The following is an 18544-nucleotide window of genomic DNA, read 5'->3' as shown; positions in this document are numbered from 1 at the left end:
CGCCGCACCCGCGGTCCCGTGCGCCATGTGCACAGAAGAAGTGCGCGCACGAGCATACAGGTTCGGCGGAGGCATCCGGCCTTCCCTGCGCGATGGCTTTACGGCTTATACGTGCTCGCCCTGGTGAGACTCTGCGTTTGTGCCACCATCATCCGCGATCGGCTTTGGGCCTCTCACGGACTTGCCACCTGCATCGGGGCGGCAGGCCCACACGACTTCACCGTCCGCCTTGCGCACGCACGCCTGTCGCACGCCCAGCGGCCACCGCATCTGCACCCACGTTCGTGGCGTTCGCGAGCGCCCCTCGTGTCGGGTGAGACGGCACATTGTTAGCATAAACCGAAGTTCGTGTAAAGAGGATTGTTTTTGCGCCGCGGCCTTGCGCCGTCGGGCAAATCAGCGGTCTAATGTCAGCGGGAGCGCTGTAGGGTGGATTAGCCGAAGGCGTAATCCACCGACCGATGTTGCCGCGAGGAATGGCGGATTACGCTTCGCTAATCCGCCCTACGCACCGCGCACATTCACCGCAGCACCGCATCCACCACCAGGGCTGCGAACAGCATGAGCCCGGCATCGCGGTTGGATTTGAACAGGCGCAGGCACAGCGCGGGATCGCTGGTGTCGAGGCGGCGGATTTGCCAGACCAGATGCGCGGCGAAGGCGGCGAGCCCGATCCAGCCGGCCCAGCGCACGCCGGCGAGCGCCAGCGCGGTGCCGATCAGGAGCACGGCGAGCGAATAGAAGATGACGAGCGCCAGATGGGTGCGCGCGCCGAACAGCCGCGCGGTGGATTTGACGCCGATCAGCGCGTCGTCCTCGGCGTCCTGGTGGGCGTAGATCGTGTCGTAGGCGATCACCCAGGCGATCGAGCCGGCATAGAGGATCAGCGCGGTGAGATCGATCCGCTGCAGCGTCACCGCAAAGCCCATCAGCGCGCCCCAGGAGAAGGCGAGGCCGAGCACGACCTGCGGCCACCAGGTGATGCGCTTCATGAAGGGATAGATCGCAACGATCACGAGCGAGGCGATGCCGGTGAGAATCGCGAAGCGGTTGAACTGCAGCAGCACGGCCAACCCGACGAACGCCAGCAGCGCCATGAAGGCCAGCGCCTGCATCACCGTGACCTGGCCCGCCGGAATCGGCCGCGAGCGGGTGCGCTCCACTTTGGCGTCGAGATCGCGGTCGGTGATGTCGTTCCAGGTGCAGCCGGCGCCACGCATCACGAAGGCGCCGATGAAGAACAGGATCGCCACGGATGGCAACGATCTGACGTCATGCGCGATGCCGGCAGCCAGCGCCGCCGACCACCAGCACGGCATCAGCAGCAACCAGGATCCGATCGGCCGGTCGAAGCGCGCGAGGCGGAGATAAGGCCGCGTCCAGACCGGCGCATGCGTATCGACCCAGTTGCCGGTGGAGTCGGCAACGCGGGCGGAAACGTCGCTCATCGTCCCGCGCCTATTCCGTTCCGATTAAATCGGAACGGGGCTAGCGGGACGCTGGATTCTTTTTTTGACGCGTTTTCTTCACGCGAACCGGGGTCCACTTCGCTCGAAAACGCTATCATCGCGTCAAGACGTTGCCGTTCAGCGTATCGAAGGTCGAGCCGCCCTTCCGGGTCTGGGTCGCCTCCGGCACCGCGGTCGCCGAGCCCAGCACGTCACTGAGCGAGGGACCCGCGGCACGCGCCTGGGCCTGCGCCGCCTGCTGCGCGACGTTACAGACCTTCTGCTGCATGCTTTCCGTATTCTTGTGGCCGGCCTTCAGCTGATCGGCGATCTGGGGCGGGATGCCGCATTTGGCCGCATTGGTCTCGACATAGCGGATCATCTTGAGTTCGGCGGCGCTGTAATTGCCAATCAGCTTGCACGCCTCCTGCGGAGTGGCGTGCCGGTCACTGGCCGCCTTGATCATCTTGCCCTTCTTCTCCGCATCCTCGCGCAAGGGCGTGAAGTTCTTCATACAGGCATCGGGGGGGCCGCCCGCAGCAGCCTGTGGAGGGCCCGACGGCACGCCGCCGAACGGGGCTGCGCCCGCGCTCGGGAACGGCGACGGTGCGCCCACCGTAGCCGAAGGGGCGCCATTCACGGGCGGGAACGGCGAGGCGTTCGCGGGAGCCGCGGCCTGCTGCCCCGGCAGCGGCGCCGGAAATGCGCCCTGGGCGGCGGCCTGCCCGGCCCAAAGGGCGGTCACGGCGACGGTCAACGGCACGATCAGGCGGCGGATCATCGAGGGTGGTTCTCCGGCAAAGGTCCAGGCAACCCCGGCGGCTTCCAAGCGAAGCAAGACTGCAAGGGGCGTTTTACGATTCCTGATGCGCCTTAACAACCCGTGGATTTGGGCGACAGCGCGGCGTAGGAGCGCACGGTCCACATTAAATTATCCCCGGATTGTAAGCCTTTAGGCTAGAAACGGCGCGGAATGGGACACCTTTGATGCCTGAATTCGACTTTCGCGCCCCGAGGCTGTTTGTGGACAGCGCCTTGAGCGTTGGCACTCACGTGCCGCTGGAACGGAACCAGAGCAATTACCTCGGCAATGTGCTGCGGCTCGGCGCGGGCGATGCGGTGCTGGTGTTCAACGGGCGCGACGGCGAGTGGCGTGCCGACATCGGCGGGCGCAAGCGGCCCGACGTGCTCACCATCACAGCGCAGACCCGGCCGCAGGACCACCTGCCCGACATCGTCTACGCCTTCGCGCCGCTGAAGCATGCACGGCTCGATTACATGGTGCAGAAGGCGGTCGAGATGGGCGCCGCAAGACTGCAGCCGGTGCTGACGCGCTTCACCCAGGTGTCGCGCGTCAACGGCGAGCGGATGCGCGCCAATGTGATCGAGGCCGCCGAGCAGTGCGGCATCATTGCGCTCGCCGAGGTCGCCGATCCCGTCCCGCTCGAGCGCTACCTCGCCCAGCGCAATGCTGCGCGGCTGCTGGTGTTTTGCGACGAGGCCAGCGACGTCGCGAGCCCGGTGCAGGCGCTGCAGGCGGCGCAGGCGGCGGCGTCGGGGATCGACGTGCTGATCGGCCCCGAGGGCGGGTTCGCCGACGAGGAACGAGCGCTGCTGCTGCGCCAGCCAAATATCCTGAGGCTGTCGCTCGGCCCGCGGATTTTGCGCGCCGACACGGCCGCCGTGGCGGCACTGGCGCTGGTGCAGGCGGCGTTGGGGGATTGGCGGAGCTAGGGGATAGGGATGACCGGTGAACGGGACGAGTATGGGATTCTGATCAATCCTGCCGAGCAGTATCAGGAGTTCATGCTCAGCCTCTACGACCTAGAGGCGCTGGCCGAAGAGTTGGAATACTCGAAGGAAGCGAGAGACGCCCTGCACAAGGCACGCCTCTCCTTCATGGCCGAATTCAAAGCCCGGCACCCGGGTTTCGGAACAGGGCGCGCCGTCTGGGAATAGTCGCCTGTCAGGCTAGCCAGGCGTGCGCAAAATCGTTAACGAACCCAATCATTAAGCCACATGGCCAATCCCTGTCGTAACGGCGGATCGGCCGTGCTAAGGGCTGCGCCACACCCTGGAACAACCGCCTTGGAACCCGATTTCGGGGCGAATCGGACGTTTGAGATATGACTGGACCTGCTGCTATCAGCGCGAACGGATCCGCCTCCTGGGCGGATGCGCTGCTGCTGTCGTTCGCGCAGGCCGGTTATGACCGCGCCGAGCCCGCGATCCTGCAGCCGGCCGAGCCGTTCCTCGACCTCTCCGGCGAGGACATCCGCAAGAGCCTGTATCTGACGACCGACGCCAGCGGCGAGGAGCTGTGCCTGCGGCCGGATCTGACCATCCCGGTGGCGCGCGACTACCTCGCCTCGCCGCGGTCCGGCCAGCCGGCGGGCTTCAGCTATCTCGGGCCGGTGTTCCGCTATCGCGGTGGCGCGGGCAGCGAGTTCCTGCAGGCCGGCATCGAATCGTTCGGGCGGCAGGACCGCGCTGCGGCGGATGCCGAGATGCTGGCGCTGGCGCTGGAAGCGGCGAGCGCATTCGGGGTCAGAGACGTCGAGATCCGCACCGGCGATGTCGGCCTGTTCCACGCGCTGATCGACGCGCTCGAGCTCTATCCGGTGTGGCGGCGCCGGCTGATCAAGGACTTCAACCGCAAGGTCTCGCTGACCGCCGACATCGAGCGGCTAACCTTGGCAACCGCGCCCGGCCGCAACGAATATGAGGGCGTGCTCGCAGCCCTCGCCGGCTCCGATCGCAACGCGGCGCTGGCGCTGGTCACCGACCTGATGTCGATTGCCGGCACCACCAATGTCGGCGGCCGCACGGTCGCGGAGATTGCCGACCGCTTCCTCGAGCAGTCGACGCTGAAGGCCGGCGCGCTGCCGCGCGACGCCGTCGATATCATCAAGCGCTTCCTCTCGATCGCGGGCGATCCTGACGATGCGGTGGCGCAGCTGCGTGCGCTGGCGGAAGACGCCAAACTCGATCTCACCGCGGCGATCGACCAGTTCGAGAGCCGGGTCGGCTTCATGGCCACGCGCGGCATCGATACGCATCAGGCGCGGTTCTCGACCTCGTTCGGCCGCGGGCTCGATTATTACACCGGCTTCGAATTCGAACTGCACGCCAGGGGCAATGGCAGCGAGCCGCTGGTTGCCGGCGGCCGCTACGACAATCTGATGACCCAGCTCGGTGCCGCGAATCCTATTCCGGCCGTCGGCTTCTCCGTCTGGATCGAGACACTGACAAAACTTGGCAAGTCCGTGAACGGAGGTGCGGCATGAGCACGCCCTTCGTCGTCGCCGTCCCTTCCAAGGGCCGCCTGCAGGAGAATGCGGAAGCGTTCTTCGCCCGCGCTGGGTTGACGCTGTCGAAGCCCGGCGGCGCGCGCGACTATCGCGGCACCATCGCCGGCCTCGACAATGTCGAGATCGCCTATCTCTCGGCGAGCGAAATCGCGGCGAACCTCGCGCGCGGCGCGGTGCATCTCGGCGTCACCGGCGAGGACCTGGTGCGCGAGAGCATTCCGGATGCCGACAAGCGGGTGCTGCTGATCGACAGCCTCGGCTTCGGCAGCGCCAATGTCGTGGTCGCTGTCCCCCAGGCCTGGATCGACGTCCGCACCATGGCCGACCTCGACGACGTCGCGTCGGGCTTCCGCGAGCAGCACAATCACCGCATGCGGGTCGCGACCAAATACATCAACCTGACGCGGAGCTTCTTCGCGAGCCATGGTGTCAACGACTACCGCATCGTCGAAAGCGCAGGCGCCACCGAAGGCGCGCCGGCGGCCGGCACCGCGGAATTGATCGTCGACATCACGACGACGGGCGCGACACTTACCGCCAACGGGCTGAAGGTGCTCGACGACGGCGTGATCCTGCGCAGCCAGGCCAATTTGGTCGCGTCAAAGGATGCCGACTGGTCGAACGGAGCGCGCGAGACTGCGCGCATCATCCTCGACCACATCGCAGCCCGCGCCCGCGCCAGCAAATATCGCGAGGTCCGCACCCGCTTTGCCGGCTGCAATGACGCGCTGCTGACCGAGGCGCACAACCGCTTCGGCGTGGTGGCGCCGTTCGGCGGGCCGACCTCGTCCGGCATGCTGACGCTGCACTGCCCACCCGGCAAGCTCTACGCGCTCGGCAGCTTCCTGCGCGAGCACGGCGCCGATACGGTGTCGGTGGTGTCGCTCGACTACGTGTTCGACCGGGAGAACCCGCTGTTCGCCAGGCTTGCGGCGTTCCTGCGACAATGAGGCGGCGGGTCCGTTCATCTTGCCTACAGCTGGCGGCCGGTACCATATAGGCGTCATGACACGCGTGACTTTCTGGAACCTTGACCGATGATGCTGGGCACTGACGTTTCCAGCCTGACCACAACCGCCAGGACCGCGGCGGCGCAGGGCCTGTCGATCGTCGTCCCCGCCTATAACGAGGCGGCGGGACTGGCGCTGCTGCACGAGCGGCTGGTCAATTTGGCGAAGACGCTGCGCGCCCGCTATGGCCTCGCAATCGAGGTCCTCTATGTCGACGACGGCAGCAAGGACGAGACGCTGGCGATCGCGCGTACGCTCCCCGCTGAGGCGCTCGACGTCCAGGTGGTGTCGCTGTCGCGCAATTTCGGCAAGGAGGCGGCGCTGATGGCCGGCCTCGACCATGCCCGCCGCGGCGCCGTGCTGTTCATGGATGGCGACGGCCAGCATCCGCCTGATCTGGTGGAAAAGCTGGTCGCGCACTGGATCGATGACGGCTACGACGTGGTCTATACCGCGAAGGCGCATCGCGACAATGAATCGGCGCTGCGCCGCCTCTCCTCGCGCGGCTTCTACGCGCTGATCAATTGGGGCGCGCGGCAGCCGATCCCCGAGGATGCCGGCGACTTCCGCCTGCTGTCGCCGCGCGCGGCCGCAGCCCTGAGGCAGTTGCCGGAGCGCAACCGCTTCTTCAAGGGGCTGGCAAGCTGGATCGGCTTCAAGCAGATCCGCGTCGACTATGAGCCGGCGGCGCGCGCGCATGGCGTGACGAGCTTCAGCCCCGGCCGGCTGATCGGCCTGTCGATCGAAGGCCTGACCTCGTTCTCGGTGGCGCCGCTACGCTTTGCCAGCCTGCTGGGCGTGCTGCTCGCGATCGGCGCCTTCCTGTTCGGCCTCTCGATCCTGTGGGAGGTATGGACCACGGGCAAGCAGGTGCCAGGTTATCCGTCGCTGGTGATCGGCCTGATGACGATCGGCGGCGTGCAGCTGATCATGATCGGTATCGTCGGCGAATATATCGGCAAGATCCTCAGTGAATTGAAGGCGCGGCCGATCTACTTCGTCGCCGAGCATGTCGAGAAGCGTGCCGACGACAACACCGAGACCGCGCCTGAGCGGACCGCCGCGGAATGAATGACGTCACGCGCCGGATCTGGCTGTGCGCTGACGATTACGGCCTGAGCGACGGCGTCAACCGCGCGATCCGCGACCTGATCGAGCGCGGGCGACTCAACGCGACATCGGTGATGACCGTGACGCCGGCGATCGGCCGCGAGGCGGCGAGCGCGCTGCAGGCCTCGGCCGCAAAGAATCCGCATTGTGCGATCGGCCTGCATGTGACGCTGACCGCGCCGTTCCGGCCGCTGACCCTGCTCTACCGCCCGCTCGACGGCGACATGTTCTTTCCATTCCCAAAGCTGTTGCGCAGCGGCTTGCTGCGGCGACTCGATGCCGAGGCGGTGCATACCGAAGTGCTGGCGCAGCTCGCGGCGTTCAGGGAGTTGTTCGGCCGCGCGCCTGACTTCGTCGACGGCCACCAGCATGCGCAGCTCTTCCCGCAGGTGCGCGATGGATTCTTGCGCGCGGTGAAGGACGCTGCGCCCGAGGCCTGGGTGCGCCAGGGCGGCCGCGCTGGATCGCTGTCGCTGTCGGCGCCGAAAGCGCTGGTGCTCGATCTGCTCAGCGCGCAATTCCGCAAAAAGGCCGCGAAACTGGGCCTGCGCTTCAATCCGGCCTTTGCCGGCGCCTATGATTTCTCGACTGCGCCCGATTTCGGCGCGCTGATGCGGGACTTCCTGGATGGCCTGCCGGACGGCGGGCTGGTGATGTGCCACCCTGGATTCGTCGACCAGACGCTGGTCGAACTCGATCCCTTCACGACGCAGCGCGAGACGGAGCACGCCTATCTCGCAAGCGATGGTTTCGCCGAGCTGCTGACCCTGAACAATGTAACACTGGCCTGAAATCGCTTGAGAAAATCGCCCGGTCGTTTTGTCGCATACAGAAATTTAATCCGGGCCCCCACTCCTAGCGCCACAAAGGCAGCCCTACATGTGCGGCGCTTCGATTGAAATCGATGCGATGGAGACGACCATGACACCGCAAGAACGCCAATTGATTGACGATCTTTTCGACCGGCTCGGCAAGCTCGAGAACGCCCCGCGCGATCCCGAGGCGATGAGCGCGATCATGCAGGGCCTGCGCACGGCGCCGAACGCGGTGTATGCACTGGTGCAGACCGCTTTGGTGCAGGACGAGGCGCTGAAGCGCGCCCATGACCGTATCCAGGAACTCGAAGCGGTGGCGGGCCAGCAACAGCCGCAGCAGGAATCCGGCGGCTTCCTCGATTCGATGCGCGACGCGATCTTCGGCGGCGCTCAGGGCCAGTCGCACAGCTCGGTGCCGCCGGTGCGTGCGCCCGATATGGGCGGTCGCCCGGTGTGGAATTCCGGCCAGGTGATGCAGCAGGGTCAGCCGCAGGGCTATGGTCAGCAAGGCTACGGCCAGCAATATGGCCAGCCCCAGTACGGTCAGCCCTACGGCCAGCAGCCCGGCGGTGGCGGCGGCTCGTTCCTCGGCACGGCGGCTGCGGCTGCGGCCGGCGTGGTCGGCGGCGGGCTCCTGCTTTCGAGCATCCGCGGCATGATGGGCGGCGGCGGTCACGGCCAGGCGTTCGGCGACTCCAACTTCGGCGGTAGCGGCGGCATCGAAGACCGCAGGCCGTGGAGCGATCAGTCCGGCGGCAGCCTCGCGCGCGACGCCGGGATCAACGACATCGGCTCGTCGGGCGGCCGCGGCAATGACGACAGCGGCTCGCGCGCCGGCCTGTTCGACCAGGCCTCGAACGACCAGGACAACAGCGGCGACTACGATCACGACTCCGACGGCTTCGATGACGATGGCGGCGGTGACGGCGGCGGCGGCGACAGCGATTACGCGTAACTGAAATAAAAACGGCCGCTCCATCGAGCGGCCGTTTCGATTCCGATGGTCCGAACCGGATTTACATCACGACGACCTTGGCGCCGACATTGACGCGGCCGTAGAGGTCGATGACGTCCTCGTTGCGCATCCGGATGCAGCCGGAGGAGACGTTGGTGCCGATGGTCCAGGGCTCGTTGGAGCCGTGGATGCGGTAGAGCGAGGAGCCGAGATACATCGCGCGCGCGCCGAGCGGATTTTCCGGTCCACCCACCATGTGCCGCGGCAGGTCGGGACGGCGCGCCAGCATTTCCGGCGGCGGCGTCCAGTCCGGCCATTCCTTCTTCGCGGTGATGCTCTTGACGCCCGACCAGGTGAAGCCGGGCCGGCCGACGCCGATGCCGTAGCGCAGCGCCTTGCCGTCGCCCTGCACCAGATAGAGGAACTTGTTCGGCGTATCGACCACGATGGTGCCGGCGCCTTCCTTGCCTGTGTATTCGACCATCTGCTTTTCATAGCGCGGATCGAACGGCCGCTGCTGCGGATCCGCCATCGCCTCCTGCGGCTGGCGCATCGCTTGCGGATCCATCGGCGGCAGCGCGCGGCCGCGGTAGTAATCCGGCTGCTGCTGATAGGTCGGCTGCTGGTAGCCGTCCTGCGACGACGGCGCGCCGCTGAACAGGAATTCGATGAAGCCGCCGCCCATGTTGGAGCGCTGCTGCTGGACATAGGCCGTGCGCACCGGCTGCGGTGCCGGCTGGTTGGCATAGATCACATTGGGTTCGGCGGGCGCGACCGCATCGATCGCGAACGCCTGATGGGGAGCAAGCAGGAAGGTGGCGCCGCCAAGCAGCGCGAGCGAGGTTTTCAAAGACATCGACGTACTCTGTACTGTTTCGTCGGGACCATTTGCGTGTGCGCCGCGCAAGCTTCGCGCCGCCGTCACGTGGTCAATAAACATTAAAAACCGCGTCGGTTTGGTAAACGGCGGCGCCGTTTCGATTCACCATGTCGCCCGTGGCGCGCGGATTTGTCCGGTAGCGTTTATTTTGCGTGAACGCGCGCAGCGCATGGTTAATCGATGGTGTCCGTAACGTGCGGACATTGCTCGGCAATATGTTCCCGCGTGAACCCAACGTTAAATCGCCTGTGTCTAAAACAGGGCGGAGTGCAAGGGGTGGGAATAATTCATGTCGGTCAATCGCAAGCGTTTTCGTGTTGAGCAATCCATGATGGGTGACGTGGCGATGCCGGAGCCCGTGGTCGTCGAAGGCGGCGACATCGGTCCGATGCATCGCGAGATCATGGCCGAGCTTCGTTCCATTCGCGCCCAGATGGCTGCCGGCGGAACGCCGCGCGTCGAAAGCCCGGAAACTGCCGTGTCGCGCGAGATCGCCGAATCCCACGCGCTGCTCGAAACCTATCGCGCCCAGATCGAACAATGCGAGAAGCTGAAGGTCGAGCTCGACCTGATCCACGACGCCATCAACCGCACCAAGCGCGAGATCGCCACCCTGCACGGCAAGAGCTTTGACGGCGGCGAGATGGCCAAGGTCAACGGCGAGCTCGGCGCCGTGGTCGGCGGCACCGAGCAGGCCACCCAGCAGATCCTCGAAGCCGCCGAGTCGATCGACCAGGCCGCCACCGCGCTGACCAAGAACGTCACGCCGGACCAGCAGCGGCTGCTCGCCGAGGAAGTCCAGGAGCGCGTGGTCTCGATCTTCGAGGCCTGCAACTTCCAGGACCTCACCGGCCAGCGCATCAACAAGGTGATGCAGACGATGAAGTTCATCGAGCAGCACATCAACGAGATGATGAACATCTGGGGCGGCGTCGACGCCATCAAGGCGCACGCGCACCCGATCGTCGACACCCGCGAGGGCGACGCCAAGCTGCTCAACGGCCCCAAGCTCGACGGCGACGTCGGCCACGCAAGCCAGGACGACATCGACGCGATGTTCAACTGAGCAGGTGACAAGCGACATACAAAACGCCGGCCGCGAGGCCGGCGTTTTTGTTTGGTCCAACGCTATTTCGGCGCGGGACCGCCTTTGCGTTGATGTCGTTCCAGGCGCAGTCTCTGCTCTCTCATGCGCCTGATCTCCTCGTCGAGATCATCCATTTTCTCGGCGCGTTGCTCGGTCCGCGATTTGGGCGCCGGCGCGTCGCTCTTGCGCAGTTTCTCGAGCGCTTTCTCGACCGAGAGTCTGGGAGTATCTGCCATGGCTGTCCGCTCCGGAGGATTGCCGCCTATCACCGACCCAAACGATCGTCGGTAGATTGCAACGGGCGGCAAGATAGCTCGGCCGGCCTTGACCCAGATCAAGCCGGAGTTCCGGCCTGACCCGCGCCCAATCGCTGCGCCCTTCTCAACCAAAGTGGACGCAAAGGCAGAGGTGCACCGCAGATGCCGCTACAGTACTGATCTAGCGCGGCAAACATGCTGCACCTTCTCCCCTTGTGGGAGAAGGTGGCGCGCAGCGCCGGATGAGGGGTATCTCTCCGCATGCTCAGAGCGCGAGAGGTTTGCCGTGTGGAGAGATACCCCTCACCCGGATCGCATCTGACGATGCGATCCGACCTCTCCCACAAGGGGAGAGGTGCACCGGTTATGCGGCGCAAATAGGCTGAAGAGATAGTCTCCCGCGCCTACGCCTTCGGCGCGCAGCGGACGTAGACCATGTTGCCGTAGCGGGTGGCGGCGTCCTTGTCGATGAAGCGGGTGATCAAGACGCGGCCGTCGAAGGAGACGATCTCGCGGTCCTGCTCGCCCGGCGTCGGGCCGGCGGGGCCGATATAGTTCTTGCCGCTCGGCGAGCCCTTCAGCCGCAGTTCCTGCGGGGTGGCCTGGTCGGCCAGGTGCATGACCACGCCGCCGGACTGGCCGGCGCCGATGATGTAGGGCTGCTTGCACTGGTCGCGGGCCATCTTCTCGGTCCGGGGGCGATCCTTGGGATCCTGGAACGAGGCGAGGCCCCAGCGGCCGACGATCTCGTCGGCGCGAATTGACGCAGGCATCTCAGGCCCTGCCCCGGGCTCCACCGGCACCGGCTCGGGGTTCGACGAAAACGACGGCAGGCTCATGCTGCCGCACGCCCCCAGGGAAACCGCAAGCGCCGAGACAGCCGCGAGCCGTGCGACCATGCGCGCATTGAGTGACCTGATCATTGGCATTCCCCCGACAATATCCCTTTGGCCACACCCGTCCCGCAGCCAAGCGTAAAACTTAAGGCGGAGCAATGACGTCCAGGAAAATTACGTCATCACTACGATTTGGTTTCCGCTCCACCATCCTATATTGGCCTCACCAAGGCCTTAACCTGTCAGGAGCCTGACGGGCTCCAGACTTTTGTTCAAGCGAACCGGTACCCATTTCGAAAACGCTTCGTTTGCTTGACAGGACCACCGCCAAGCCCTTATTTCCCGGCCCGCAATTAGCACTCTAGCACCACGATTGCTAAGGGCGTAGAGGCGTCCACGCGCCTCCCGCAACCTTCACCCGATGAATGCACCGGCATTCCACGCCGGCGCCGATGAACCGGACCTGAAACCAAGCCTCCAAGAGGGAACGTCATGGCTAAATCCAAATTCCGCCCGCTGCACGACCGCGTCGTGGTCAAGCGTATCGATGCCGAGGAGAAGACCAAGGGCGGCATCATCATCCCGGACACGGCCAAGGAAAAGCCCTCGCAGGGCGAAATCGTCGCCGTCGGCCCGGGCGGCCGTGACGAGGCCGGCAAGCTGATCCCGATCGACCTCAAGGTCGGCGACCGCGTGCTGTTCGGCAAATGGTCGGGCACCGAAGTCAAGCTCGACGGCGAGGAGCTCCTGATCATGAAGGAGTCCGACATCATGGGCGTGCTGGTCTAGCGCACGCCTCCCTCACCCTGAGGAGGCAGCGAAGCTGCCGTCTCGAAGGGCCCCGCTTTCACAAGTTCATCCTTCGAGACGCGGGCGATGCCCGCTCCTCAGGATGAGGACCATTCGCAAGGAGTAAGTTTCAATGGCTGCAAAAGACGTAAAATTCTCCGGCGATGCTCGCGACCGCATGCTGCGCGGCGTCGACGTGCTCGCCAACGCCGTCAAGGTGACGCTCGGCCCCAAGGGCCGCAACGTCGTCATCGAGAAGAGCTTCGGTGCTCCCCGCATCACCAAGGACGGCGTCACCGTCGCCAAGGAGATCGAGCTCGAGGACAAGTTCGAGAACATGGGCGCGCAGATGCTGCGCGAGGTCGCCTCCAAGACCAACGACACCGCCGGTGACGGCACCACCACCGCGACCGTGCTGGCCCAGGCGATCGTTCGCGAGGGCGCCAAGTCGGTGGCCGCCGGCATGAACCCGATGGACCTCAAGCGCGGCATCGACACCGCGGTTGCCGCCGTGATCAAGGACCTCGAGAAGCGCGCCAAGCCCGTCGCCTCCTCCTCGGAAGTCGCGCAGGTCGGCACCATCTCCGCCAACGGCGACGCCGCGATCGGCAAGATGATCGCGCAGGCGATGCAGAAGGTCGGCAATGAGGGCGTCATCACCGTCGAGGAGAACAAGTCGCTCGAGACCGAAGTCGACATCGTCGAGGGCATGAAGTTCGACCGCGGCTATCTCTCGCCCTACTTCATCACCAACGCCGAGAAGATGACCGCCGAGCTCGAGGACGTCTACGTGCTCCTGCACGAGAAGAAGCTGTCGGGCCTGCAGTCGATGCTGCCGGTGCTGGAAGCCGTGGTGCAGTCCGGCCGTCCGCTCCTGATCCTCGCCGAGGACGTCGAGGGCGAGGCGCTGGCGACGCTGGTGGTCAACCGCCTGCGCGGCGGGCTGAAGGTCGCTGCCGTCAAGGCGCCGGGCTTCGGCGATCGCCGCAAGGCGATGCTGGAGGACATCGCGATCCTGACCGGCGGCCAGCTGATCTCCGATGAGCTCGGCATGAAGCTCGAAAGCGTCACCATCAACATGCTGGGCCGCGCCGGCAAGGTCGTGATCGACAAGGAGAACACGACCATCGTCAAGGGCGCCGGCAAGAAGAAGGACATCGAGGCCAGGGTCGGCCAGATCAAGGCGCAGATCGAGGAGACCACCTCGGACTACGACCGCGAGAAGCTGCAGGAGCGGCTTGCAAAACTCGCCGGCGGTGTCGCGGTGATCAAGGTCGGCGGCGCCACCGAGGTCGAGGTCAAGGAGAAGAAGGACCGTGTCGAGGACGCGCTGAACGCGACCCGCGCCGCGGTGCAGGAAGGCATCGTGCCCGGCGGCGGCGTGGCGCTGCTGCGCGCCAAGAAGGCGGTCGGCCGTCTCACCAACGACAATGCCGACGTCCAGGCCGGCATCAACATCGTGCTGAAGGCGCTGGAAGCCCCGGTTCGCCAGATCTCGGAGAACGCCGGCGTCGAGGGCTCGATCGTGGTCGGCAAGATCCTCGAGAACAAGTCGGAGACCTTCGGCTTCGACGCCCAGACCGAGGACTATGTCGACATGGTCGACAAGGGCATCATCGACCCCGCCAAGGTCGTGCGCACCGCCCTGCAGGACGCCTCCTCCGTGGCCGGCCTGCTGGTCACCACCGAAGCGATGGTCGCCGAGTTGCCGAAGGATGCGGCTCCGGCAATGCCTGGTGGCGGCGGCATGGGTGGAATGGGCGGCATGGGCGGCTTCTGAGCCCAAACCGCACGCTCAATCGAGATCGAAGGCCGCCTCCGGGCGGCCTTCTTTTTTGATCGCGGACGCGGGCGCGAGGCCGAACGAAGATGGGCTTCCTCAGGCCGCCATCCGTCGATACAGAGATGGCGTCATTCCAGTCGCCACACGAAAACGCCGGGTGAAATGACTTTGATCGGCAAATCCGAGGCGCAGAGCAATCTCGCACAACGACAAATTTGTCGAGACAAGCAGGCGGCGAGTCTCCCTAAGTCTGAGATCGGCGACGTATGCGATCGGCGTCGAGCCGGTCGATGCACGGAACGCCCGTACGAATTGCGACTCGCTCAACTGAGCCACGGAGGCCATGTCTCTCAGGCTTATCTTGTTGCAGAGGTTCACCTGAATGTAATCCATCAGCTTGTTCAAGCGACGTGGTGGCAGGCCACCGCGAACAATCTTTGCCGGTTCGCTAAAACGCGTGGCCAGGACGGCTAGCAGCGCAACGGCGTGTCCCTCTGCATAGAACCGGTCCATGGGTGATTCGGAGATCGGCATCCGATCGCACGCCCGAAGCAGCGGAAAGGCTTCGCGCCAGACGCTTCTATCCTCGCAGGCGGTGGCGGCCTGCCAGGAGCGGTGTAGCACCCCCGCCCGTCCGTCTCCCTCGAAGCCTGCGGGGTCAATATGGATGGCGCAGTAGCGGTGTTCACCAACCCCCTCCGTCCAGCCACGGATCTCGCTGCCGGCCGGCCGGAAGGACAGCAGCCCCGGCCGGCTATCGAAGACCTTGGCGCGCGCACCATCGATCCGCCGTTCACATCGAGCACCGGAGGTCAATTCCAAATAGAGCAGATGCTGGGGCAGACAGACATGCAGAGCTTGCTTGCCGCCCTTGAGATGTCGCGTGATCTTCTCGATCTGCACGGCTCCGAAGCGAAGAGCCCGACGAGAAATTAATGGAGCATCGTAGGCTCGCATCGGTCGCACCTCGCTTCTCTGTCCACTCCAGTTGCTGGAATGCGTGCGGAAGACCAAGCGTGCGAACGACGTTCTAGACGCCTTGATCCAATGAAGCGAGGATCGCCCGCCCAATTGGATAATCCCACCGGGTCAAGTCCACTGTATCCCATCTCCGCGAGGCGCGCATGCCGCACGAGGACACGCCCGTCTGGTTCATTACCGGTTGCTCCACCGGCTTCGGCCATGAGATCGCCCGGCACGTCCTTGAGCGCGGCTACCGTGCCGTCGTCACGGCGCGTAACCCGGTGCAGGTTGAAAGTCTTGTGTCCGATCACGAAGGGCGTGCTCTCGCGGTGCCGCTGGATGTCACGGACCCCGATCAGATCAGGGATGCCATGAGCGCCGGCGAAGGGACCTTCGGGCGTATCGATGTGCTCGTGAACAATGCCGGCATTGGCTATTTCGGGGCGATCGAGGAAAGCAGCGACGACGAGGTGCGTCGCATGTTCGAGATCAATTTCTGGGGTCTCGCCAACATGACCCGCGCCGTGTTGCCGGGAATGCGACGGCGGCGCCGCGGGCACATTGTCAATCTATCCTCGATGGGCGGCGTACGGGGCGCGCCGGGTGTCGGGTACTACAATGCAACGAAATTCGCCGTTGAGGGTCTCTCTGAAGCCTTGGCCCTCGAACTGGCGCCACTTGGGATCAAGGTCACTTTGGTCGAGCCGAGCGGATTCCGGACGGATTGGGCGGGCCGCTCTGCCAATGAGGCGAACCACACGATTGAAGACTACTCGGCGACGGCCGGTGCGCGCCGAAGGCAGATTCGCGCCGGCAGCGGCAGGCAGCCTGGCGACCCAAGGCGCGCCGCGGCCTCGATTGTCCAGGCTGTCGAAGCGCCCAACCCGCCCCTGCGTCTCTTGCTCGGCAAGGTCGCCCTGACCGCTGGTCGTGAGAAAATCAAGTCTCTGGCTCGGGACTTTGAAGCATGGGCGGCGGTCACGGAGAGTGCCGACTATCCAGAGGGCTAGCGCGTATCCACGTCCACGCCCGATGACCGTTTAACCGACACACACGCCGGGCACCGCGACCTTCTGGAACAGATGGGGCGAGGCGACGGCTGACGACGGATAGCTCGACAGCTTAGCCCTGAACTCCGGATGTGTGAACGCGGCCCGGAAGTCCGCCATTGAATCCCACACCGCATAGTTCAGATAAGTCGGGCTGTCGCCGACCGCGCGATGCAGCTGGGTGGAGATGAAGCCTACCTGCTGCTTCATGAACGCGGCATCATCCTGCCATGCTTTCAGGAAGATTGGTTCGTCGGCGACGTCGAGCGTGAACACGTTCACCAGCACGACGGGGCCGGCGTCGATCACGATCTGTCGGTCGATCGGAAATGCGGGATCCATCGGACGCATCTGGGGCATGACAGTCTCCATTCAATATGGTTCTATGGTGTCAATCTGGACTGATGAATACATAGCTATTTGACATCATGATGTCAATATCAACTGATGGTGACCAATGCCCCATGCCAAGCGGACGCCGGCCGGCGATGCCCTGACCGGCTTCATCCTCGACCTGTTTCGGCTCAACGGCCTGATCCTGACCGCGGGAGACCGGCTGGTGGCGCGGCTCGGGCTGACCAGCGCGCGCTGGCAGATCCTCGGTGCCATCGTGGCTGCCGAGCGGCCCCAGCCTGTCGCCTGGCTCGCGCGCGACCTCGGCGCTGCGAGGCAAAACGTGCAGCGGATCATCAATGATCTGCACGCGGACGGGCTGGTCACGTTCGAGATCAACCCGCATCACCGCCGGGCGCAGCTCGTCGTGCTGACCGACAAGGGACATCAGACCTTCGATGCCTCGATGCGCCTGCAGCACCCATGGATCAATGGCCTGTCGGAGGGACTGGCGATCAAGGACATCGAATCGGCCCGCCGGGTGATGACCGCACTGCGGGCCAAGCTGGAAAACAGCGAGGAACCGGACGCGTGAGCCCAACTCGGGATCAGGATGAGGCCGCCTCCGGGCGGCCTTCTTTTTTGGCCAATGACAGTGAGGTTTGCTACTTAGCCGACGGAACCGATTCTTCAGGGAATTTCACATGCGCACGCTTTGGCTCTGCCTGTTCGGTCTGCTCACGGTGTCCGATCTCGCCCTCGCCCAGACCAAACTCCCGGGCAAGACCACGCCGGGCGGACCCGAGACACGCTACTTCACCGCAATCGACGGGCTGATGGACGGCAATGCCGATGTGGTGCTGAAGGAGACGCGGCAGGGCAAGACCGTGACCGCGGCCGTGCTCGACGTCTGCTATCCCGCCGACAAGACCTCCGACCGCAAGGACCGCTTCGTCGCCAACCTCACGGTCAACGGCCAGACGCTGACGGGCAGCACGCAGAGCCTTGCCGACAAGCAGCCGGTCACCATCAAGCTGACGCGCAAGCAGAGCGGCGACAGCTTTGAATTCCGCGGCCAGATCACCATCGGTCAGGCCGTGACCGAGGTCGCCTCGTCGGACAATTCCGACCTCAGCGAGAAGGAATTCCAGGAGAACCAGACCACCGACGACGGCATCACGCCACAGCCGAAGGATTTCACCGAGGTCTCGCCGGAATCCGTCGGCGTGCGGATCAAGCTCGACACCGCGCTCGATTTCCTCAAGAGCCTGAAGGGTGAGCCGGTCGAGGTCGGCGTCTCGAGCCTTGCAGTGTCGTGCGATGCGATGCGCGCCGGCGAGCAGACCATCAACCTCACCGTCGATCCGGAGCGTGCGAGCGCGCTGATCGCCAAGGCGAAGTCGACGCCCGGCGTGGTCGCTGCGGGGTGGACCAGCGGGTCGGTGGAGATGGACCGCACCATCCGTATTGCCGCTGCCGACTGGCGCGACGGCGACAAGATCAACAAGGACAAGATCGCGACCGCGATCGCAGGCGTGCTGAGCCGGACGCTCGCCGCCAAGCCTGCGGCGGCCACCTGGAACGCCAACACCGGAAAGCTGAAGCTGACCCTGAAGCGGCCAAGCCAGGTCTATCCGGCGCTCGGCCTCACCGAAAATCTCGAGATCACCGCGCTGGTCGCGCCCGACAAGCCCGGCAGCAGCGACCGCCTGCTGCTGTGGGTCTCGAGCCCAGTGACCTCGACCTCTGACGAAAGCGCGGGTGCGAAGCTGAACCTGTCGGAAGAGAGCAGCGGCGACGAGGAAGGCGGTGAGCCCAAGGACGACAACGGCGCGATCGAGGCGCTGGCCAAGGAGCTGAAGGGCCAGCGCTGGGATGCCGACAAGTCGGTGTGGAAGTAATCGCTCGCCGTTGTGCG

General features: G+C 64.9%; 20 protein-coding genes. 13 read left to right on the top strand and 7 right to left on the bottom strand.

Annotated features, from left to right (window positions below):
- Positions 1-521 precede the first annotated feature (521 nt).
- The gene (gene ubiA, locus JQ604_RS25710) at positions 522-1448 is read right to left on the bottom strand and encodes a 4-hydroxybenzoate octaprenyltransferase (RefSeq protein WP_212363336.1); all 927 of its coding nucleotides are present in this window, start codon (positions 1446-1448) and stop codon (positions 522-524) included.
- Positions 1449-1563: 115 nt separating this feature from the next.
- On the bottom strand, positions 1564-2229 hold the full coding sequence (locus JQ604_RS25705; protein WP_212363335.1) for a hypothetical protein: 666 nt from the start codon (positions 2227-2229) through the stop codon (positions 1564-1566).
- A 206-nt stretch (positions 2230-2435) separates the two neighbouring features.
- On the opposite strand from JQ604_RS25705, the gene JQ604_RS25700 reads away from it, so the two are divergent.
- From JQ604_RS25700 to JQ604_RS25670, 7 genes are all read left to right on the top strand, one after another.
- Positions 2436-3182: a 16S rRNA (uracil(1498)-N(3))-methyltransferase gene (locus JQ604_RS25700; RefSeq protein WP_212363334.1), complete on the top strand. Its 747-nt coding sequence runs from the start codon at positions 2436-2438 to the stop codon at positions 3180-3182.
- Positions 3183-3191: 9 nt separating this feature from the next.
- Positions 3192-3407, top strand: coding sequence for a hypothetical protein (locus tag JQ604_RS25695; RefSeq protein WP_212363332.1), 216 nt, complete (start codon positions 3192-3194; stop codon positions 3405-3407).
- Between the two features lie 167 nt (positions 3408-3574).
- Entirely contained in the window at positions 3575-4735 is a 1161-nt protein-coding gene (locus tag JQ604_RS25690) for an ATP phosphoribosyltransferase regulatory subunit (RefSeq protein WP_212363330.1), read from the top strand.
- Positions 4732-5709, top strand: a complete 978-nt coding sequence (gene hisG, locus JQ604_RS25685) for an ATP phosphoribosyltransferase (protein ID WP_212363328.1) — start codon at positions 4732-4734, stop codon at positions 5707-5709. The genes JQ604_RS25690 and hisG overlap by 4 nt, the downstream gene beginning before the upstream one ends.
- An 87-nt stretch (positions 5710-5796) precedes the next feature.
- Positions 5797-6840 carry a glycosyltransferase family 2 protein gene (locus JQ604_RS25680; RefSeq protein WP_212363326.1) on the top strand — a complete coding sequence of 348 codons (1044 nt, stop codon included), beginning with the start codon at positions 5797-5799 and terminating at the stop codon, positions 6838-6840.
- The gene (locus JQ604_RS25675; RefSeq protein ID WP_212363324.1) at positions 6837-7670 is read left to right on the top strand and encodes a ChbG/HpnK family deacetylase; all 834 of its coding nucleotides are present in this window, start codon (positions 6837-6839) and stop codon (positions 7668-7670) included. Before JQ604_RS25680 ends, JQ604_RS25675 begins: the two co-directional genes overlap by 4 nt.
- A gap of 130 nt (positions 7671-7800) precedes the next feature.
- Positions 7801-8649, top strand: a complete 849-nt coding sequence (locus JQ604_RS25670; protein WP_212363322.1) for a DUF2076 domain-containing protein — start codon at positions 7801-7803, stop codon at positions 8647-8649.
- 61 nt (positions 8650-8710) lie between these two features.
- Here JQ604_RS25670 and JQ604_RS25665 read toward each other — a convergent pair whose 3' ends face one another.
- The gene (locus tag JQ604_RS25665) at positions 8711-9505 is read right to left on the bottom strand and encodes a L,D-transpeptidase (protein WP_212363320.1); all 795 of its coding nucleotides are present in this window, start codon (positions 9503-9505) and stop codon (positions 8711-8713) included.
- Positions 9506-9818: 313 nt separating this feature from the next.
- Here JQ604_RS25665 and JQ604_RS25660 point away from each other — a divergent pair, with 313 nt between their 5' ends.
- Entirely contained in the window at positions 9819-10595 is a 777-nt protein-coding gene (locus tag JQ604_RS25660; RefSeq protein WP_212363319.1) for a protein phosphatase CheZ, read from the top strand.
- Between the two features lie 62 nt (positions 10596-10657).
- Here the strand turns inward: JQ604_RS25660 and JQ604_RS25655 are convergent, their stop codons facing one another.
- Positions 10658-10954, bottom strand: a complete 297-nt coding sequence (locus tag JQ604_RS25655; RefSeq protein ID WP_249158634.1) for a hypothetical protein — start codon at positions 10952-10954, stop codon at positions 10658-10660.
- Positions 10955-11277: 323 nt separating this feature from the next.
- The gene (locus JQ604_RS25650; RefSeq protein ID WP_212363318.1) at positions 11278-11796 is read right to left on the bottom strand and encodes a hypothetical protein; all 519 of its coding nucleotides are present in this window, start codon (positions 11794-11796) and stop codon (positions 11278-11280) included.
- A 405-nt stretch (positions 11797-12201) separates the two neighbouring features.
- Here JQ604_RS25650 and JQ604_RS25645 point away from each other — a divergent pair, with 405 nt between their 5' ends.
- Together JQ604_RS25645 and groL are read left to right on the top strand one after the other, a co-directional pair.
- Positions 12202-12498 (top strand): co-chaperone GroES, encoded by a 297-nt coding sequence (locus JQ604_RS25645; RefSeq protein ID WP_212363317.1) that lies wholly within the window; start codon positions 12202-12204, stop codon positions 12496-12498.
- 133 nt (positions 12499-12631) lie between these two features.
- A complete protein-coding gene (groL, locus tag JQ604_RS25640; protein ID WP_212363316.1) occupies positions 12632-14278 on the top strand; it encodes a chaperonin GroEL in 1647 nt (548 codons plus the stop codon).
- A 99-nt stretch (positions 14279-14377) separates the two neighbouring features.
- Here the strand turns inward: groL and JQ604_RS25635 are convergent, their stop codons facing one another.
- Positions 14378-15238 carry a helix-turn-helix transcriptional regulator gene (locus JQ604_RS25635; protein WP_212363315.1) on the bottom strand — a complete coding sequence of 287 codons (861 nt, stop codon included), beginning with the start codon at positions 15236-15238 and terminating at the stop codon, positions 14378-14380.
- Between the two features lie 167 nt (positions 15239-15405).
- On the opposite strand from JQ604_RS25635, the gene JQ604_RS25630 reads away from it, so the two are divergent.
- Positions 15406-16254, top strand: coding sequence for an oxidoreductase (locus JQ604_RS25630; protein ID WP_212363314.1), 849 nt, complete (start codon positions 15406-15408; stop codon positions 16252-16254).
- Positions 16255-16284: 30 nt separating this feature from the next.
- Here the strand turns inward: JQ604_RS25630 and JQ604_RS25625 are convergent, their stop codons facing one another.
- Entirely contained in the window at positions 16285-16653 is a 369-nt protein-coding gene (locus JQ604_RS25625; RefSeq protein WP_212363313.1) for an antibiotic biosynthesis monooxygenase family protein, read from the bottom strand.
- Between the two features lie 97 nt (positions 16654-16750).
- On the opposite strand from JQ604_RS25625, the gene JQ604_RS25620 reads away from it, so the two are divergent.
- Positions 16751-17221 (top strand): MarR family winged helix-turn-helix transcriptional regulator, encoded by a 471-nt coding sequence (locus JQ604_RS25620; RefSeq protein WP_212363312.1) that lies wholly within the window; start codon positions 16751-16753, stop codon positions 17219-17221.
- A 109-nt stretch (positions 17222-17330) separates the two neighbouring features.
- Positions 17331-18527: a hypothetical protein gene (locus JQ604_RS25615; protein ID WP_212363311.1), complete on the top strand. Its 1197-nt coding sequence runs from the start codon at positions 17331-17333 to the stop codon at positions 18525-18527.
- The last annotated feature ends 17 nt before the right edge of the window (positions 18528-18544 follow it).

It is taken from the genome of Bradyrhizobium jicamae (assembly GCF_018130695.1).
Classification (GTDB): domain Bacteria; phylum Pseudomonadota; class Alphaproteobacteria; order Rhizobiales; family Xanthobacteraceae; genus Bradyrhizobium; species Bradyrhizobium jicamae_B.
This window is presented reverse-complemented; position numbering and strand designations above follow the sequence as displayed.

Coding starts and splice junctions, on each gene's coding strand:
- JQ604_RS25620 (WP_212363312.1), top strand. CDS start 16,751: ATGCCCCATGCCAAGCGGACGCCGGCCGGCGATGCCCTGACCGGCTTC.
- JQ604_RS25660 (WP_212363319.1), top strand. CDS start 9,819: ATGTCGGTCAATCGCAAGCGTTTTCGTGTTGAGCAATCCATGATGGGT.
- JQ604_RS25695 (WP_212363332.1), top strand. CDS start 3,192: ATGACCGGTGAACGGGACGAGTATGGGATTCTGATCAATCCTGCCGAG.
- JQ604_RS25680 (WP_212363326.1), top strand. CDS start 5,797: ATGATGCTGGGCACTGACGTTTCCAGCCTGACCACAACCGCCAGGACC.
- JQ604_RS25705 (WP_212363335.1), bottom strand. CDS start 2,229: ATGATCCGCCGCCTGATCGTGCCGTTGACCGTCGCCGTGACCGCCCTT.
- JQ604_RS25665 (WP_212363320.1), bottom strand. CDS start 9,505: ATGTCTTTGAAAACCTCGCTCGCGCTGCTTGGCGGCGCCACCTTCCTG.
- JQ604_RS25670 (WP_212363322.1), top strand. CDS start 7,801: ATGACACCGCAAGAACGCCAATTGATTGACGATCTTTTCGACCGGCTC.
- JQ604_RS25625 (WP_212363313.1), bottom strand. CDS start 16,653: ATGCCCCAGATGCGTCCGATGGATCCCGCATTTCCGATCGACCGACAG.
- JQ604_RS25650 (WP_212363318.1), bottom strand. CDS start 11,796: ATGATCAGGTCACTCAATGCGCGCATGGTCGCACGGCTCGCGGCTGTC.
- ubiA (WP_212363336.1), bottom strand. CDS start 1,448: ATGAGCGACGTTTCCGCCCGCGTTGCCGACTCCACCGGCAACTGGGTC.
- JQ604_RS25645 (WP_212363317.1), top strand. CDS start 12,202: ATGGCTAAATCCAAATTCCGCCCGCTGCACGACCGCGTCGTGGTCAAG.
- JQ604_RS25675 (WP_212363324.1), top strand. CDS start 6,837: ATGAATGACGTCACGCGCCGGATCTGGCTGTGCGCTGACGATTACGGC.
- JQ604_RS25615 (WP_212363311.1), top strand. CDS start 17,331: ATGCGCACGCTTTGGCTCTGCCTGTTCGGTCTGCTCACGGTGTCCGAT.
- JQ604_RS25630 (WP_212363314.1), top strand. CDS start 15,406: ATGCCGCACGAGGACACGCCCGTCTGGTTCATTACCGGTTGCTCCACC.
- hisG (WP_212363328.1), top strand. CDS start 4,732: ATGAGCACGCCCTTCGTCGTCGCCGTCCCTTCCAAGGGCCGCCTGCAG.
- JQ604_RS25700 (WP_212363334.1), top strand. CDS start 2,436: ATGCCTGAATTCGACTTTCGCGCCCCGAGGCTGTTTGTGGACAGCGCC.
- JQ604_RS25690 (WP_212363330.1), top strand. CDS start 3,575: ATGACTGGACCTGCTGCTATCAGCGCGAACGGATCCGCCTCCTGGGCG.
- JQ604_RS25635 (WP_212363315.1), bottom strand. CDS start 15,238: ATGCGAGCCTACGATGCTCCATTAATTTCTCGTCGGGCTCTTCGCTTC.
- groL (WP_212363316.1), top strand. CDS start 12,632: ATGGCTGCAAAAGACGTAAAATTCTCCGGCGATGCTCGCGACCGCATG.